Genomic DNA, 16,925 nt, shown 5'->3' on the forward strand with positions numbered 1-16,925 from the left:
CGACGACGCGCGGTGAGCGTCGAAGAGGCCGTTGCTGGCGCCGGCGCGCCGGTCGGAGTCGCCCGCGCGGGGTGCAGCAACTAGGGGAAAGAATTCTTCCGCGGGTTGTGTGCGTTTTCTCGAGAACTTGCGCGGGGAAGCGTCGGAGAGTGGGGGAAGAGTTCGACGACGCGCGGTGAGCGTCGAAGAGGCCGTTGCTGGCGCCGGCGCGCCGGTCGGAGTCGCCCGCGCGGGGTGCAGAAACTAGGGGAAGGAAACCCTTCCGCGGGTTTCGTACCTTTTCTCGGGAAGTTGCGCGGGGAAACGTCGACAAGTCGGGGAAAGAATCCTTCCCCTACTTTCGGCCGCGTGGGGTGGGGCTGTCGGCGAGGTGCGACGCGGCATACGCGCACACGGCGCGCGGAAGTGTCGGGTTCGTCGTATCTGCGGGTGAGATGGCTCACCGATCGTGGCGCAGCGGCGATTCAGGGGAGAACAGTGGAGATGTATTACTTCGCATCCCTAATAATCGTCTATTGTTCGGAGGTTGTTGATGTCCACCCATCTTTCCACCGATCCTGCTGCCGCGGTGTCCGCGCGGCGCCCCGACTCCGACGTTGCTGCCCGCCTCCGGGAAGAAACGTCGGTGGAGGGTGCACTTCGAGTTCTCTTCGAGGGGTACGCCGACCGTCCTGCGCTCGGTTTCCGCGATGCCGAGCACGAATCACTTTGGTCCACAGTCAGTTTCCGTGAACTCGGTAGTCGGGTCGCGGCCGTCGCATCGCTCCTGCGCGACGCGGCGGACGTCGGGCCCGGCGATCGGGTCGCCACTCTGGGGTTCACCAGCGCCGACTACACGGCAGTGAGCCTCGCAATTCTCGGTCCCCTTCACGCGGTTGAGGTGCCGCTGCAGTCAGGGGGTGCGGATTCCGTGTTGGCCGACATCTTCGGCGAGACGGAGGCCAAAGTCCTTGCGGTGTCGACGAACTCGTTGTCCAGGGTCACCGCACTGTTCGAGAACGGGACGCGCGCCGACCTTGCGCACCTCGTCGTCTTCGACGTCTCCGAAGCCACACTCGACGCCGTCGAACGTGCGCGCGCTCTGTTGGAACCGCTCGGAATCACGGTCCACTATGTGCACTTCGACGCCGAGTCGTCGATCACCGACGTCGTCGAAGAGGCGCTGCAAGCCGGCGCCGACGCGCAACCCGACGACCTCGCGCTGCTGATCTACACCTCCGGCAGCACCGGCGCCCCGAAGGGTGCGATGTACACCCAGGACGCAGTGCTTCGGTTGATCCGACAGGGATTCGGACTCGAAACAGACCGTGCCACAGTGGAAGACGATGCGAGCGAAGACCACGCCTGGGTCACCCTGAACTTCCTGCCGATGAGTCACGTGATGGGCAGAGCGACGCTCATGCGAACGCTCGGCAACGGCGGTACCGCCTACTTCACCGCGCGGCCAGACCTGTCGGAACTCCTCGACGACCTCGCGGCCGTCGCGCCGACCGAACTGCATTTCGTGCCGCGCATCTGGGAGATGCTGCACCAGCAGTATCTGTCCGAAATCGAGGGCGCCGAGACGGATTCGCACGCCGACGTCCTCGCCGCGATGCGGCGCAGCTACTTCGAACGTGCACAACTCGCCGTGACCGGCTCGGCGCCGATCTCGCCCGAGGTCGTCGACTTCGTCGAGAGCATGCTCGACGCCCCGCTTGTCGAGGGCTACGGATCTACCGAGGCGGGTGGCGTCATCCGCAACGGGGCCGTGATCCGGCCACCCGTCATCGACTACAAGCTCGTCGACGTCCCCGAACTCGGCTATCGCACAACCGATACCCCGCACCCGCGCGGCGAGCTGCTCGTCAAGACCACCGACATCTTCGCCGGTTACTATCGGCGACCGGAACTCACCGCGGAGATGTTCGACGACGAGGGCTTTTACAGAACCGGCGACGTCATGGCCGAAACCGGGCCCGATCAGCTCGTCTACCTCGACCGTCGAAACAACGTGTTGAAGTTGTCGCAGGGCGAGTTCGTGACGGTTGCGCGCGTCGAGAGCGCGCTGACCTCACCGCCGATCCGTCAGATCTACGTGTACGGCAACAGTTCACGCCCGTACCTGCTGGCGGTCGTGGTGCCAACCGATGACGCCGTCGACGCGTCTTCCGACGACGAGGAACTACACGCGACGCTGCTGCGAGCCGTCCGCGACATCGGCGAGCGCAACGGCCTTGCGCCGGTGGAGATACCGCGTGACATCATCGTCGAACGCACCGCGTTCTCTGAGGCCAACGGCTTGTTGACCGGGATTCGCAAGCTCGCGCGGCCTCGTCTCAAGGAGGCGTACGGTCCCGCTCTCGAAGACCTGTACCTACACCTCGCGAATGCCCGCGCCGATCGACTTCGCGATGCTCGGGCATCCGCAGCGGGTCGGCCGACGCTCGACGTACTGATCGACATCGTCTCGGCCACACTCGATCTCGCCGGGAATGAGGTGACTGCGCACTCGAGGTTCACCGATCTCGGTGGCGACTCGCTGACCGCCGTCACCCTTGGGAACACACTCCGCGACGTCTTCGACGCACAGGTCTCGGTGGGTGTGCTGACGAGTCCGTCCTCGGACCTCGCAGCCATCGCCGACTACATCGACGGACGGGAGGGCGAGGCACGCCCCACGGCGGACATCGTGCATGCCGACCAGCAGTATCTGCGTGCCGACGAGCTCACTGTCGACGCCTTTCTCGACGAGGCAACGCTGGCGGGTGCGTCGACCGTGCCGCCCGCCGATAAGAATGTGCGTGAGGTATTGCTCACCGGAGCAACGGGATTCCTCGGTCGATACCTCGCCGTCGAATGGTTACGGCGCGTTGCCCGCGTCGACGGCCACGTCACCTGTCTGGTCCGAGCGTCCGATGACGAGACCGCCCGGCGACGCCTCGACGCGATCTTCGATGTCGGCGACGGTCCGCTGCGCGCCGACTACTTGCGGCTGGCACCAGATCACCTCACGGTGCTCGCGGGTGACAAGGACTCGCCGAGTCTCGGACTCGACGACGCGGTGTGGAACCGGCTCGCCGCCGAAGTCGACCTCATCGTCGACCCCGCGGCACTGGTCAATCATCTGCTGCCCTATCGGGAGTTGTTCGGCCCGAACGTCTCTGGAACAGCGGAACTGATCCGCCTCGCGCTGACGACGACCCGCAAGCCCTACGTCTACATCTCGACCGTCGGAGTGGCTGACCAGGTCGGCTCCGCGGAACTGGTGGAGGACACAGACATTCGTGAGCTCAGCGCGACGCGAGAGGTACACGAGGGCTACGCGAACGGCTACGGCAACAGCAAGTGGGCGGGGGAGGTGCTGCTGGCAGACGCCCACGACCGTTTCGGGCTGCCCGTCAGCGTGTTCCGATGCGACATGATCGTGGCCGACGACAGCGACCTCGGTCAGCTCAACTTGCCGGATATGTTCACGCGCCTGCTGATGAGCGTCCTGGCGACAGGCCTCGCGCCACAGTCGTTCTATCGACTCGACGCCGACGGTGGTCGCGCAAGAGCGCACTACGACGCGCTTCCCGTCGACTTCCTGGCCGCGGCCATCTCGACGCTCGCGGTCAGCGACGGTCACGTCACGTACAACGCGGTCAATCCACACTCCGACGGTATCGACCTCGACACATTTGTCGGCTGGCTCATCGAGTCCGGCGAAGAGATCGCATTCGTCGACGACTACGACCGCTGGTACCGACTCTTCTCCGACGCCCTCGCCGATCTGCCGGAGAAGCAACGTCGACACTCATTGATCCCGCTGCTGCACAATTACGTGCGCGCTGTCGAACCTCTCGACGCCGGCGTGGTGAACGCACCGCTCTTCGCCGAGGCGGTTCGTTCGGGGAATGTGGCCACAGCGACGGCCGAGTACGCCGATATTCCACACATCACCTCGCAGGTAATCGCCAACTACGCGCGTGGGCTGCGAACTCTCGGGGTTATCTGAGTGTGATCGGTCTCCCTGCCTCCCGGGGGCGGAATCTCGCCCCGGGACGCGGGGTGATGAAGTGAACCCATGAACGACAGCAACCACGACGACTCCGGTGCCGCGCCGACGACAGGTGTGGTGCGCGATCCGGTCGCGGCGTTCGGCGTCGGATCGCTGCGTATCGACGACGGTGTGGTCGTCGCTGAGCAGCAACTCGGCCCGCGATTCGCCGATCATCGCGGACTCATCGACCTCCCCGCGTATGCGGTCCTTTTCGACCACATCGGTGGCATCCCATATCACCGCGCCACTGACTCGCCGTGCATGCAGGCTCGCCTGGCGTTGTCGACCGTCGGGCGGGCAGGACTCACCGACCACCTCACCGGCACGGCGCAACTGCTGATGCACGACGCCAAGGTCGGTGTCACCGAGATCCGCGTCGGCAACGGAACCGAGGAGTTCTGCGTCGGCACCGCGCGCAACGTCGCCGTGGGACGGGCGGTTCCGGACGATTTCGACAATGCAGAGTCGGCGCACGACATCCCCGACGCCGCATCGCTCGATGCTGTTCTTGCGCAAGCGATTCCGGATGATCTCGATGGAGAGACCATCGTTGCGCAGATCGCTCGCGGAGAGCGCGACCGTGGTCCGCTCGCCGAGTTGCTCAACGCCACCATCGACGCCGACGGCGCGCCGTCCAACGCCCTGCGACTCGTCGTCGACACGGAGGCATGGATGGGCAACATGTTCGGGACCATGCACGGTGGAGTGATCGGCACCATCGTCGGTGTGGCGTGCTCACTTGCGGGGCAGCAGAAGGCTCGTGCTGGCCAGGAGTACCGCGTCGGTGATCTCTCGGTGGCGTACTTCCGCTCACCGCCAGTTGACGGTAGTCGCGTGATCGTCGACGTCGAGCCGTTGAAGGTGGGGCGTCGGATTGCGACGTTCTCGACGCGCATGACGGGCCCCGACGGCACGCTGCTCGCCGACGGCGCCGCGGATATCCACTTCCGCTGAAAACAGCGCTATTCGACGGCGATACCGAGGTGGGCGGCGAACTGCTCGGCAAGCCCGACGGCCTGATGGGCGGTGATCGTCGCGCCCGCAAGCCCTCCGAGATTGCGGACGCTGTTCACACGCAGGTCGCGGAGGTCGACGTCGGTCAGCGTGGCGCGGTGGACGTCGAGTGAGGCGACGGTGGTGTCGTCGAAGGAGACACGCGTCAACGCGGCCTCCGAGACGTCGAGTTCGTCGATGACGCACGACCGGAAGATCACGTCGCGGGCCTCGTTGCCGCTGAGGTTGACCAGACCGAGCTTGCAGTCGGAGATCATCACCGAACGCATCTTTCCGCCGAAGAGGTCGAGCGCGCCAATTCGGCTGTTCTCGATGCGCACGTTGTGCAGCATCGAGCGCGGCGCGAACACGCGTGCGCTGCTCACCTCGTCGAATCTGCTGTCGACGACTCGGACGCCGGTGAGGTCGGCGTCGTCGAGCGACGTGCGCACCACCGAGCACGTCGTGAGTGAGACGTCGCCGAAGTCGACGCCCCCGAGGTCGGTGTCGGCGATCAGGGAAGCCTCGATCACGTCGCCGGCGACGACGTGTTGCGCGTCGAACGGTTCGAGGTGGGGAGTTGGCAGCCGACTGATGCGGGGCGGTCGAATACTCATCATCGACAAGCCTACGTAGGGCATACGACGGGCCTCTGAACTGGCCGGGGGATAAAAACAAGCAAGCGTGATTGCTTTTTACGGTCGACTGTGTGACGCTGCTTACATGTCGATCGTGAGTGATCTCGTGGCTGATCTCGCCGCCGCAGGAGATGAACTGGACGTGCTGGTGTCGTCGCTCGACGACGCTGCGTGGCACACCGATACTCCGGCGCCGGGGTGGACGGTCGCGCACCAGATCGCGCACCTGTACTGGACGGACAAGGTGGCGCTCCTCGCGGCCACCGACCCCGAAGCCTTCGCCGAGGTCGTCGCAGAGGCGATGCGCAACATCGACGGCTTCACCGATGTGACCGCCGAAGAAGGCGCCGCACGCCCCAAGGGCGAGTTGCTCGACGACTGGCGCGCCGCGCGCGCCGCACTGGGGCAGGCACTCGTCGACGTCCCGGATGGCGCGAAGATCCCGTGGTTCGGACCGCCGATGTCTGCGGCGTCGATGGCCACCGCACGGATGATGGAGACCTGGGCGCACGGACTCGACATAGCCGACGCGCTCGGCGTCGAACTCGAACCGACCGACAGCATCCGGCACGTCGCTCACATCGGTGTCCGCACGCGCGATTTCGCGTATGCGGTCAACGGGATGACACCGCCGCAGCGGCCTTTCCGGATCGAACTGGTCGCGCCGTCGGGCGAGCTGTGGACGTGGGGACCCGATGATCCCGACGCCGTCGACGGCACGGTGCGCGGGCCCGCCGTCGACTTCTGTCAGCTCGTCACCCAGCGACGTGCACTCGCAGACCTCGACCTGCAACTCGACGGCGAGCGCGCCCGCGAATGGGCCGCGATCGCACAGTGTTTCGCTGGTCCTCCCGGAGCGGGCCGTGCCCCGCGTAACGCCGCAACCTTCTGAACGCCCGAGCACAAGAACTGTCCGCACAGTCGACCATCCGAATCGGAGTAGCGATGACTTTAACCACAAGTCGCACCAACACCAGCCGATCGAACCGCCCCGTCCGAATCGGCAACGCCTCGGGCTTCTATGGCGATCGCTTCAGCGCGATGCGCGAGATGCTCGAGGGTGGTGAACTCGACTATCTGACAGGCGATTATCTCGCCGAGCTGACCATGCTCATCCTCGGCCGCGATCGGTTGAAGGACCCGAAAACGGGTTACGCCAAGACATTTCTGCGTCAAATGGAGGAGTGCCTCGGGCTCGCCGTCGACAAGGGCGTGCGGATCGTGAGCAACGCGGGCGGCCTCAACCCGCACGGCCTCGCGGTTGCGCTGCGCGAACTGGCGGACAAGCTCGGCGTCGACGCATCGATCGCGTTCGTCGACGGCGACGACATCCTCGACCGCGCAGACGATCTCGGACTCGGCACACCGCTGACGGCAAACGCATACCTCGGGGCCTTCGGCATCAAGTCGGCGCTCGATTCGGGTGCTGACGTCGTCGTCACCGGGCGGATCACCGATGCCTCGTTGACCGTCGGGCCAGCTGCGAGCGCATTCGATTGGGAATACGGCGATCTCGACGCTCTCGCGGGTGCCGTCGTCGCGGGTCACGTGATCGAATGCGGCGCGCAGGCGACAGGCGGAAACTTCTCGTTCTTCACGGAGCTGCCCCGGATGGGACACCTCGGATTCCCTATCGCGGAGATCGCCTCCGACGGTACGTCGGTGATCACCAAACATCCCGACACCGGCGGTGCGGTGACCGTGGGAACCGTGACGGCACAACTGCTTTACGAGGTCGGTGGTCCTCGCTACCTCGGCCCGGACGTGACCACCCGGCTCGACACCATCACGCTGCGTTCCGACGGTGAGGATCGGGTTGCCATCAGTGGTGTCAAGGGCGAGGCGCCGCCCGAGACGGTGAAGGTCTCGCTCAACCATCTCGCAGGCATCCGCAACGAGATCACCGTCGCGATCACCGGACTCGACATCGAGGACAAGGCCGAACTGTTCCGCGATCAGTTCCGCGCGGAACTGTCGTCGGTGCCCGAGCAGATGACGTGGGAGTTGGCACGACTCGATCGACCCGACGCGCAGACCGAGGAACAGGCGACGGCGCTGCTGCGCTGCGTTGCCCGAGACACCGACCCCGAGAAGGTCGGCCGTGCATTCAGCAACACCGCGGTTGAACTGGCGCTGGCGACCTTTCCCGGGTTCACGATGCTCGCACCACCCGGGAAGGGAGCTCCCTTCGGCGTTTTCGAGCCGGGATACGTCGACGCGAAGCTCGTCGATCATCGTGTGTCATTCGCAGACGGCGTGAGCGAGAGCATCGAACCGAGTCCACTGCGTACCCAGGTTCCCGCTGACGAGTCCGAACCGCGCAGCGTCGTCGACGTCGACGATCCCGGGCCCACGGCGGCGTCGCCACTCGGTCTGGTGGCGGGAGCGCGCAGCGGCGACAAGGGAGGCAGCGCCAATATCGGTGTGTGGGTGCGCAATCCGGAACACTTCGACTGGCTCGACGCGACACTCGACGTCGAGCTGATCAAGAAGCTTCTGCCGGAGATCGCCGACCTCGAGGTCAAGCGCTTCCGGCTGCCCAACCTGTCGGCGCTGAACTTCGTCATCGAGGGAGTGCTCGGGCGCGGCGTCGCCGACAATGTGCGCTTCGATCCGCAGGCCAAGGGGATGGGCGAGTGGCTGCGTTCGCGACCTGTGCCCATACCGCTGAGCTTCGTCGCCGAGACGGCCTCCGCCGCGCCATCATCCGAGTCCTCGGAAAGGAACTGAGCTGTGCCACTTGTAGATCCGCAGTGGGAAACGCCGGAACGACGCGCCCTGCGTGACGCGGTTCGCGGATTCGTCGAACGTCATGTGCTGCCTGCACAGGACGAGTGGGAACGCGACGGCCTGATTCCCCGCGAGTTGCACTCCGATGCAGCCAAACTCGGTCTGTTCGGACTGGGCATCGACGAGTCCGTCGGTGGCAGTGGCGGCGACCTCATCGATGCGTCGATTCTCGGGGAGGAGTTCCACTACGCGGGTGGTGCCGCGGGCGTCTTCGCGTCACTGTTCACGCACGGGATCGCGTTGCCGCACTTGATCGCCGCAGGCGATCCCGACCAGATCGACCGATGGGTGCGGCCGACGCTCGCAGGCGAGAAGATCGGCAGCCTTGCGATCACCGAGCCGGGCGGCGGAAGCGACGTCGGGCATCTGACGACGCGGGCACAGCGCGATGGCGACGACTTCATCGTGAACGGCGCCAAGACCTACATCACCTCCGCGGTGCGGGCCGACTTCGTCGTCACCGCGGTACGTACGGGCGGACCGGGAGCGTCCGGGGTCTCGCTTCTCGTGATCGAGAAGGACACACCGGGTTTCACGGTGACGCGCAAGCTCGACAAGATGGGGTGGCGCAGTTCGGACACCGCGGAGCTGGCCTTCGCCGACGTACGCGTTCCGGCGACGAACCTCGTCGGCGCCGAGAACAGCGGATTCGCCCAGATCGCCGCGGCGTTCGTGACCGAACGGTCGGGACTCGCCGTCCAGGCGTACGCCAGTGCGCAACGCTGCCTCGACCTCACACTGGACTGGACTCGCGAACGCGAGACCTTCGGCAAGCCGCTCGCAGCCCGACAGTCGGTGCAGGACACGCTGACCGAGATGGCACGACGCATCGACGTTGCGCGGACCTACGCGCGTGGGGTCGTCAACCGCAAGGTGACGTCCGATGACGACCTGATCGCCGAGGTGTGTTTTGCGAAGAACACCGCGGTGCAGACCGGGGAGTGGGTGGCCGACAAGGCTGTTCAGCTCTTCGGTGGCCTCGGCTACATGACGGGCACCGAGGTCGAGCGTCAGTATCGGGACATGCGAATCCTGGGGATCGGTGGGGGAACCACCGAGATACTGAGCGGGCTCGCGGCAAAACGACTCGGCTACATCGCACAGGGGAGCACACGATGACCGCATTGCGTTCGACGATCGACTCGACGAGTGACGACTTCACCGCCGCACGCGATTCGATGCTGGAGAAGCTCGACCAGATACACGGTGAACTCGACAAGGCACTCGCGGGTGGCGGCGACAAGTACGTCGAGCGGCATCGCAATCGCGGCAAGATGACCGCGCGTGAGCGCATCGAGATGCTGCTCGACGAGGATTCGGACTTTCTCGAACTGTGCCCGCTCGCGGCGTACGGGTCGGACTTCCACGTCGGAGCGTCGGTCGTTGTGGGGATCGGCGTCGTCGAAGGAGTCGAATGTCTCGTCGTCGCCAGTGACCCGACGGTCAAGGGCGGGACGTCGAATCCGTGGACGCTGCGTAAGACACTGCGCGCCAACGATATCGCTATGCAGAATAGACTCCCGGTGATTTCGCTCGTCGAGTCGGGAGGCGCCGATCTGCCGACGCAGAAAGAGGTGTTCGTCCCCGGCGGGCGGATGTTCCGCGATCTGACGCGGCTGTCGGCGGCGGGCATTCCTACCATCGCGTTGGTCTTCGGGAACTCGACGGCCGGCGGGGCGTACATCCCGGGCATGAGCGATCACGTCGTGATGATCGACGGACGCTCCAAGGTGTTCCTCGGCGGACCGCCGCTGGTGAAGATGGCCACCGGCGAGGAGAGCGACGACGAGTCCCTTGGCGGTGCTCAGATGCACGCGCGCACGTCGGGTCTGGCTGACTATTACGCCGCCGACGAACAGGATGCGATCCGGATCGGGCGTCGGATCGTCTCGCGGCTCAACTGGACCAAGGCCGGCGGACAACCGCGCGCGCAGGTGGCCGAACCGCGGTACGACCCCGAGGAACTGCTCGGCATCGTCCCGCCGGATCTGAAGATCCCGTTCAACCCGCGCGATGTGATCGCACGCGTCGTCGACGACAGCGATTTCGACGAGTTCAAGCCCGAGTACGGCAACTCGCTGTGCACGGGGTGGGCCGACATACACGGCTACCCCGTCGGCATCCTGGCGAACGCGCAAGGTGTGTTGTTCAGCCAGGAGGCGCAGAAGGCCACCCAGTTCATCGAACTGGCGAATCGGTCCAACACGCCGCTGCTGTTCCTGCACAACACAACCGGCTACATGGTCGGTAAGGAGTACGAACAGAACGGCATCATCAAGCACGGGGCGATGATGATCAATGCGGTGTCGAATTCGAAGGTGCCGCACCTGTCGGTGCTGATGGGCGCCAGCTACGGCGCGGGTCATTACGGAATGTGCGGGCGCGCATACGATCCGCGGTTCCTGTTCGCCTGGCCGAGCGCGAAGTCGGCGGTGATGGGAGCCGCGCAACTGGCAGGCGTCATCTCGATCGTCTCGCGCGCGGCGACCGAGGCTCGTGGCGGCACGGTCGACGAGGCGGCAGACGCGGGGATGCGGCAGATGATCGAGGCGCAGATCGAGGCCGAATCGGTGCCCGCATTCTTGTCGGGCATGCTCTACGACGACGGTGTGATCGACCCGCGTGACACGAGAACCGTTCTGGGGCTGTGCTTGTCGGCGATCCATAACGGTCCGGTCGAGGGGACGTCGAATTTCGGCGTCTTCCGGATGTGAGGTGTGAGATGACGGAACAACATTCAATGATCACCTCGGTGCTCGTCGCCAATCGCGGCGAGATCGCGCGACGTGTGTTCGTGACCTGTCGTCAGTTGGGCCTCGGAACCGTCGCGGTCTACTCCGATCCGGATGCTGATGCGCCGCACGTCGCCGCCGCCGATGTCGCTGTGGCGCTTCCGGGATCGACATCGGCAGAGACCTACCTGCGTGGGGACAAGATCATCGAGGCGGCCAAGCTCGCGGGCGCGGATGCGATTCATCCTGGTTACGGATTCCTCTCGGAGAACGCCGAATTCGCACAATCGGTGATCGATGCGGGACTGACGTGGATAGGACCACCTCCCGGTGCGATCGACGCAATGGGGTCAAAGGTCAACGCCAAGAAGTTGATGGCCGACGCCGGTGTGCCGGTTCTCGGCGACATTGACCCTGCCGCGGTTACCGAGAGCGACCTGCCACTGCTGATCAAGGCGTCTGCGGGCGGCGGTGGGCGCGGCATGCGGATCGTGCGCTCGGTCGACGAGTTGGCCGAGCAGGTCGCCGCTGCCGAACGCGAAGCGGCTTCGGCATTCGGTGACCCGACCGTCTTCTGCGAGCCGTATGTCGAACGGGGACACCACATCGAAGTGCAGGTACTCGCGGACGAACACGGCGCGGTCTGGGCTGTCGGAGAGCGTGAATGCTCGATTCAGCGTCGGCACCAGAAGGTGATCGAGGAGGCGCCTGCACCTCTGGTCGAACGGATCGGCGGAGATCTCCGTGAACGCCTCTACGACGCCGCCAGAAAGGCCGTGTCGGCGATCGGCTACACGGGTGCGGGCACCGTCGAGTTCCTCGCTGACGAGACCGGTCGCTTCTACTTCCTGGAGACCAATACGCGTCTGCAGGTGGAACATCCGGTCACGGAACTCACGACGGGGATCGACCTCGTTGCCTGGCAACTACGTGTCGCGATGGGCGAGCACCTCGACGTCGAGGAGCCCGGTACTCGCGGCCACGCGATCGAGGTCCGCCTCTACGCCGAGGATCCGTCTGCGGGATGGCAACCGCAGTCGGGAACCATGCACCGCATCGAGATCGACGCGCAGACGCATTTCGGTCCGCTCGACCGTCCGGGCGTGCGTGTGGACGCGGGTATCGAATCAGGCTCGGAGATCTCGACGTTCTACGATCCGATGTTGGCCAAGGTCATCAGTTGGGCGCCGACACGTGCTCGTGCCGCTGCGATTCTCGCCAGAGCGCTGTCCGACGCGGCGCTCCACGGCCCGACAACCAACCGCGACATGCTGGTGAACACGCTGCGGGAGCCGACGTTCCTCAGCGGCGATACCGACACCGGATATCTCGACCAGATCGGCCTCGACGTCTTGTCGGCGCCGCTGGCCGACGAGTCGACGGTGACACTCGCCGCCGTTGCCGCAACGCTGGCGGAGGTGGCCGTCAACCGGGAACGCGCTCGCGTCCAGCGAAGTCTGCCCGCAGGCTGGCGGAACATGCCGTCGCAGTACTCGCACAAGACGTTCCGTACCGACGACGACGTCGAACACGAGGTTCGATACCGGTGCACCCGAGGCGGGAGCGTCGAGCTTCCCGACGTCGCCGACACCGAGGTCGTATCCACGACGACAGAGCAGGTCGTACTCTCCCACAACGGCATTCGACGGACCTTCGACGTCGCGCGATACTGCGACGACGTCTACGTCGACACCGCAGGCGCGTCGGTGCACTTCCGTCGGCCGCCGCGATTCGTCGATCCCAGTGCCGTTGCGCGACCGGGTTCGCTCCTCGCGCCGATGCCGGGTTCGGTGATCCGCGTTGCGGTTTCCGAAGGCGACCGTGTGACCGCCGGTCAGCCGTTGATCTGGCTCGAGGCGATGAAGATGGAGCACACCGTCGCGGCTCCCGCCGACGGTGTGGTCAGCACGCTCGCCGTCGAAGCGGGACGCCAACTCGCCGTCGGCGATGTGCTTGCGATCATCACCGATGAGGCCGACAACGACAGCGAGACAGAGCATTCCGACGCACCAACACCTCAGGAGACATCCGCATGAGCTTCGTCGAAACGGCTGAACGGGCCGATCTGCGTGCATCGGTGGCCGCGCTGGCCACCAAGTACGGGCAGGACTACTTCCGCGAATGCGCCCGTGAGGGTCGCAAGACCGACGAATTGTGGTCGGAGGCGGGCAAACTGGGCTTCATCGGGGTGAATCTTCCCGAGGAGTACGGCGGTGGCGGCGCAGGAATGTACGAGTTGTCGATCGTGATGGAGGAGATCGCGGCGGCGGGCACCGGCCTGCTGATGCTCGTTGTCTCGCCGGCCATCTGCGGCAACATCATTGCGCGCTTCGGCACCGACGAGCAGCGCGACCGGTGGCTGCCAGGGCTTGCGGACGGATCGATCACCATGGCCTTCGGTATCACCGAACCCGACGCCGGATCGAATTCGCATCAGATCACCACCACGGCATCGCGCGACGGATCGGACTGGGTCCTCAACGGGCGCAAGGTGTACATCTCCGGTGTCGATCAGGCCGATGCCGTTCTCATCGTGGGTCGGAGCGAGGATGCGAAGACCGGCAAGTTGCGGCCCGCGCTGTTCATCGTGCCCACGGACGCACCGGGGTTCGAATACAAGATGATCGACATGGAATTGGTGAACCCGGAAAAGCAGTTCGGGCTCTACCTCGACGATGTGCGCCTGCCTGCTGACGCACTCGTCGGCTCCCCGGACGCGGCACTGAGCCAACTCTTCGCCGGTCTGAATCCAGAACGCATCATGGCTGCGGCGTCGGCGGTGGGGATGGGTCGTTTCGCGCTGGGCAAAGCCGTCGACTACGTGAAGGAGCGCACGGTCTGGAAGACCCCGATCGGAGCGCACCAGGCCATCGCACATCCGCTGGCGCAGGGCAAGATCGAACTCGAGATGGCCAAGCTCATGATGCAGAAGGCCGCCACCCTCTACGACGCGGGAGACGACTGGGGCGCTGCCGAACCGGCGAACATGGCGAAGTATGCGGCCGCCGAGGCGTGCGTCAAGATCGTCGACCAAGCCGTTCAGTCCATGGGTGGCAACGGACTGACAACCGAATACGGTGTGGCGCCGCTGCTTTCGCTCGCTCGAATTGCGCGTGTGGCACCGGTCAGCCGCGAGATGGTGCTGAACTTCGTCGCGCAGACCAGTCTTGGACTGCCGAAGTCGTACTGATTCGTCCCGGCACCGCCGTTTCCGATTCGCCATTCATCCCAGACCAACCACAGCAGACCAACTCTGACCGAGGACCACAGGAAGGCGCAGGTCGATGACCACCACAGACAGCGAAGTCGTACACGTCGGGATCGACGCCGGGGTCATGACGCTCACACTCGACTCGCCGGGCAACCGCAATGCGTTGAGTCGCGCGCTGGTGACCCAACTGTCGTCGGGACTGACGAGGGCGGCGACCGATGAGAGCGTGCGGGCCGTCGTGCTGACACATGCGGGCGGAACCTTCTGTGCGGGTGCCGATCTCGGCGAGGCGCTCAAGCGGGGCGCCTCTGCCGAGGAGGCGTCTGCCGAAGCGACGTCGTCGATGGTCGAGTTAATGCGCACGATCCTCGAGCTGCCCAAACCGGTGATCGCACACGTCGACGGGCATGTCAGGGCAGGAGGTTTCGGCCTGCTCGGTGCCACCGATATCGCACTTGCCGGACCGAAGAGCACCTTCGCGCTGACCGAGGCCCGGCTCGGCCTTGCACCATCGGTGATCTCGCTCGTGCTGGTGCCGAAGATGACGGCGCGAGGTGCTGGTCGATACTTCCTGACCGGTGAGAAGTTCGACGCGTCGGTTGCGGCGTCGATCGGAGTCATCACGCAAGCGTGTGACAGCACGGAGGCTCTCACGCAGTCGTTGGGGGAGATCCTCGACGGCATCCGACGTGCGTCGCCGGTCGGCCTCGCCGCGTCGAAGGAACTCACCACCACGTCGGTGCGTGCCGAGTTCGAGCGGTTGGCGCAGCGTCGTGCACAGGAATCGGCGACATTGTTCGCGGGCGACGACGCACGTGCGGGGATGGAAGCGTTTCTGTCCAAGGGGCGGCCGCCGTGGGATCTGACCGCAACGCAAGCCGACACGGGAGCAACGAGAACATGACGTCTGCGCGTACGACGGCAAACCGTGAACCCCAGCAGGAGCGTTCCCGTCAAACGCGGGAACGGTTGCTGCGCTCGGCCATTCAGGTTCTGGCTCACGAGGGATGGGCGTCGGCAACGGTAGCCGCGGTCGCCCAGCGCGCGGGGGTGTCCAGAGGCGCTGCGCAACACCACTTTCCCACACGCGAGGCATTGATCTCGGCGACGCTCGAGCAGATCTTCGATGACCTCACCCTCAACGCCGACACGTTGATTCGCCCCGACGCGGACGAGTCACGGCGCGTGCGGATAGCGGTCGAGCAGGCCGTGAGTATCTACACCGGGACCGAATTCAAGGCTTCGCTGCAGATCTGGGCGGCGGCCGCGTCGGATTCGGCGCTGCGCGAACTGATTCTGCCGATGGAGGCCAAGTTCGCGCGGGCGGCGCATCGGGTGACTGTTGCCGCACTGGACCCCGACGGCACAAATCCTCGGGCACACCGTGTCGCACAGGTGACACTCGACCTCGCACGCGGCCTCGGACTGGCGGACACACTCTCGGACGATGCACGACGCCGCGCGCAGGTGGTCGACACCTGGGTGGAGATGGTCACCGATGCGCTCGACGTCGACTCTCCGGACAGGTGAGATCAGCTGGCGGTGGGCTCAGCATGCGGTCGGCTACGCGCGCCGCGTGTGCCGAGCCAGTACACGCCCGCTGACAGCGCGGTCATCCCGATGAAGACGACCACCACACCGAGCGTCATCGACAGGTACCCCTGACTTCGCGGATCGATGAACGGGTACGGGTACCAGTCGACGATGGGGCCTCGCGTCAATGTGTAGACGCCATAGACGAGTGGGAACGCCAGCCAGGTCAACCAGGAGAGGGCAGGCAGAACCCTAGGTCGGAAGACTGCCCAGTCGATGAGCAGAACGAGCGGGATGAGGCGGTGCAGCACGGTGTTGGTCCACTCGCCGGAGAGATTGACGTCGATGTGCGACAACAGAAGTGCGTAGACGATCGCGGTGATCAGCATCGCGGTGGTCACTGCGCCGCGAAACCACTGCCACCACAACCCTATTGGCGTCAACAGTGCACCGCCGAGCAGCACGATGGCCGCGCCGACGTTGCTCAGGATGGTGAAGTAGCTGAAGTAGTTGGCGAAGCCGAAACCATCGGACGCGGTGACCGGCACGTATGCGATCGCAGCGATGCCGACGACTGCGGCGACGAAGCGAAGGACACGTACCCACAACTGACGGTCACCTCTGCTCACGCCTCGCATTGTGCCAGTCGCGCCGCACGTCTTTGACCCCGCCGTGTTTGCCCCCGCCGTGGACGACAGCGAGCAGGTCGCCCGCGTGCGGTTGGAGATCTAGTGTCCTGAGTCATTAATTGTCATTCGGTTGATAGGCTGGGGAATGGCAACCCGGGGTCCGCGAGCAGTGGATGTTGTTCTGACTGATGATGAGCGCCGTGAGCTCGAAGGGTGGGCGCGTCGGCGAACGACGGCCTCGGGTTTGGCGATGCGCTCACGAATCGTTCTCGCTGCCGCTGATGGCGGTTCGAATACTGAAGTGGCACAACGACTCGGCCTCAACCGAGGTACCGTGCGGCGCTGGCGAGGCCGGTTCGTCGAGCACCGCCCCCA

13 protein-coding genes are annotated in these 16,925 nt (G+C 65.2%); 11 read left to right on the top strand and 2 right to left on the bottom strand.

The window, feature by feature from the left end; all coding sequences use genetic code 11:
* Nucleotides 1–532: 532 nt before the first annotated feature.
* The gene (gene car / locus A5777_RS21835; protein ID WP_064864559.1) at nt 533–3,979 is read left to right on the top strand and encodes a carboxylic acid reductase; all 3,447 of its coding nucleotides are present in this window, start codon (nt 533–535) and stop codon (nt 3,977–3,979) included.
* A 69-nt stretch (nt 3,980–4,048) separates the two neighbouring features.
* On the top strand, nt 4,049–4,978 hold the full coding sequence (locus tag A5777_RS21840; protein ID WP_064864561.1) for a PaaI family thioesterase: 930 nt from the start codon (nt 4,049–4,051) through the stop codon (nt 4,976–4,978).
* Between the two features lie 8 nt (nt 4,979–4,986).
* On the opposite strand, the gene A5777_RS21845 is transcribed toward A5777_RS21840, so the two are convergent.
* On the bottom strand, nt 4,987–5,634 hold the full coding sequence (locus tag A5777_RS21845) for a pentapeptide repeat-containing protein (RefSeq protein WP_064864563.1): 648 nt from the start codon (nt 5,632–5,634) through the stop codon (nt 4,987–4,989).
* 106 nt (nt 5,635–5,740) lie between these two features.
* On the opposite strand from A5777_RS21845, the gene A5777_RS21850 reads away from it, so the two are divergent.
* From A5777_RS21850 to A5777_RS21885, 8 genes are all read left to right on the top strand, one after another.
* Nucleotides 5,741–6,547: a TIGR03084 family metal-binding protein gene (locus A5777_RS21850; RefSeq protein WP_064864572.1), complete on the top strand. Its 807-nt coding sequence runs from the start codon at nt 5,741–5,743 to the stop codon at nt 6,545–6,547.
* 53 nt (nt 6,548–6,600) lie between these two features.
* Nucleotides 6,601–8,385 (top strand): acyclic terpene utilization AtuA family protein, encoded by a 1,785-nt coding sequence (locus A5777_RS21855; protein ID WP_064864574.1) that lies wholly within the window; start codon nt 6,601–6,603, stop codon nt 8,383–8,385.
* 3 nt (nt 8,386–8,388) lie between these two features.
* Nucleotides 8,389–9,564: an acyl-CoA dehydrogenase family protein gene (locus tag A5777_RS21860; protein ID WP_064864576.1), complete on the top strand. Its 1,176-nt coding sequence runs from the start codon at nt 8,389–8,391 to the stop codon at nt 9,562–9,564.
* Entirely contained in the window at nt 9,561–11,159 is a 1,599-nt protein-coding gene (locus A5777_RS21865; protein WP_064864578.1) for an acyl-CoA carboxylase subunit beta, read from the top strand. Before A5777_RS21860 ends, A5777_RS21865 begins: the two co-directional genes overlap by 4 nt.
* Before the next feature lie 8 nt (nt 11,160–11,167).
* The gene (locus A5777_RS21870; RefSeq protein ID WP_064864580.1) at nt 11,168–13,213 is read left to right on the top strand and encodes an acetyl/propionyl/methylcrotonyl-CoA carboxylase subunit alpha; all 2,046 of its coding nucleotides are present in this window, start codon (nt 11,168–11,170) and stop codon (nt 13,211–13,213) included.
* On the top strand, nt 13,210–14,367 hold the full coding sequence (locus tag A5777_RS21875; RefSeq protein ID WP_005206603.1) for an acyl-CoA dehydrogenase family protein: 1,158 nt from the start codon (nt 13,210–13,212) through the stop codon (nt 14,365–14,367). The genes A5777_RS21870 and A5777_RS21875 overlap by 4 nt, the downstream gene beginning before the upstream one ends.
* A gap of 94 nt (nt 14,368–14,461) precedes the next feature.
* Nucleotides 14,462–15,292, top strand: a complete 831-nt coding sequence (locus tag A5777_RS21880; protein WP_064864582.1) for an enoyl-CoA hydratase family protein — start codon at nt 14,462–14,464, stop codon at nt 15,290–15,292.
* Nucleotides 15,289–15,918, top strand: a complete 630-nt coding sequence (locus A5777_RS21885; protein WP_064864584.1) for a TetR/AcrR family transcriptional regulator — start codon at nt 15,289–15,291, stop codon at nt 15,916–15,918. The genes A5777_RS21880 and A5777_RS21885 overlap by 4 nt, the downstream gene beginning before the upstream one ends.
* A gap of 2 nt (nt 15,919–15,920) precedes the next feature.
* Here the strand turns inward: A5777_RS21885 and A5777_RS21890 are convergent, their stop codons facing one another.
* Nucleotides 15,921–16,550, bottom strand: a complete 630-nt coding sequence (locus A5777_RS21890) for a Pr6Pr family membrane protein (RefSeq protein ID WP_231895164.1) — start codon at nt 16,548–16,550, stop codon at nt 15,921–15,923.
* A 145-nt stretch (nt 16,551–16,695) separates the two neighbouring features.
* Between A5777_RS21890 and A5777_RS24425 the strand changes: the two genes are divergently transcribed.
* The coding region (locus tag A5777_RS24425; RefSeq protein ID WP_156529457.1) for a helix-turn-helix domain-containing protein at nt 16,696–16,925 on the top strand (230 nt) is incomplete at its 3' end.

It is taken from the genome of Gordonia sp. 852002-10350_SCH5691597, from assembly GCF_001665715.1.
Classification (GTDB): domain Bacteria; phylum Actinomycetota; class Actinomycetes; order Mycobacteriales; family Mycobacteriaceae; genus Gordonia; species Gordonia sputi.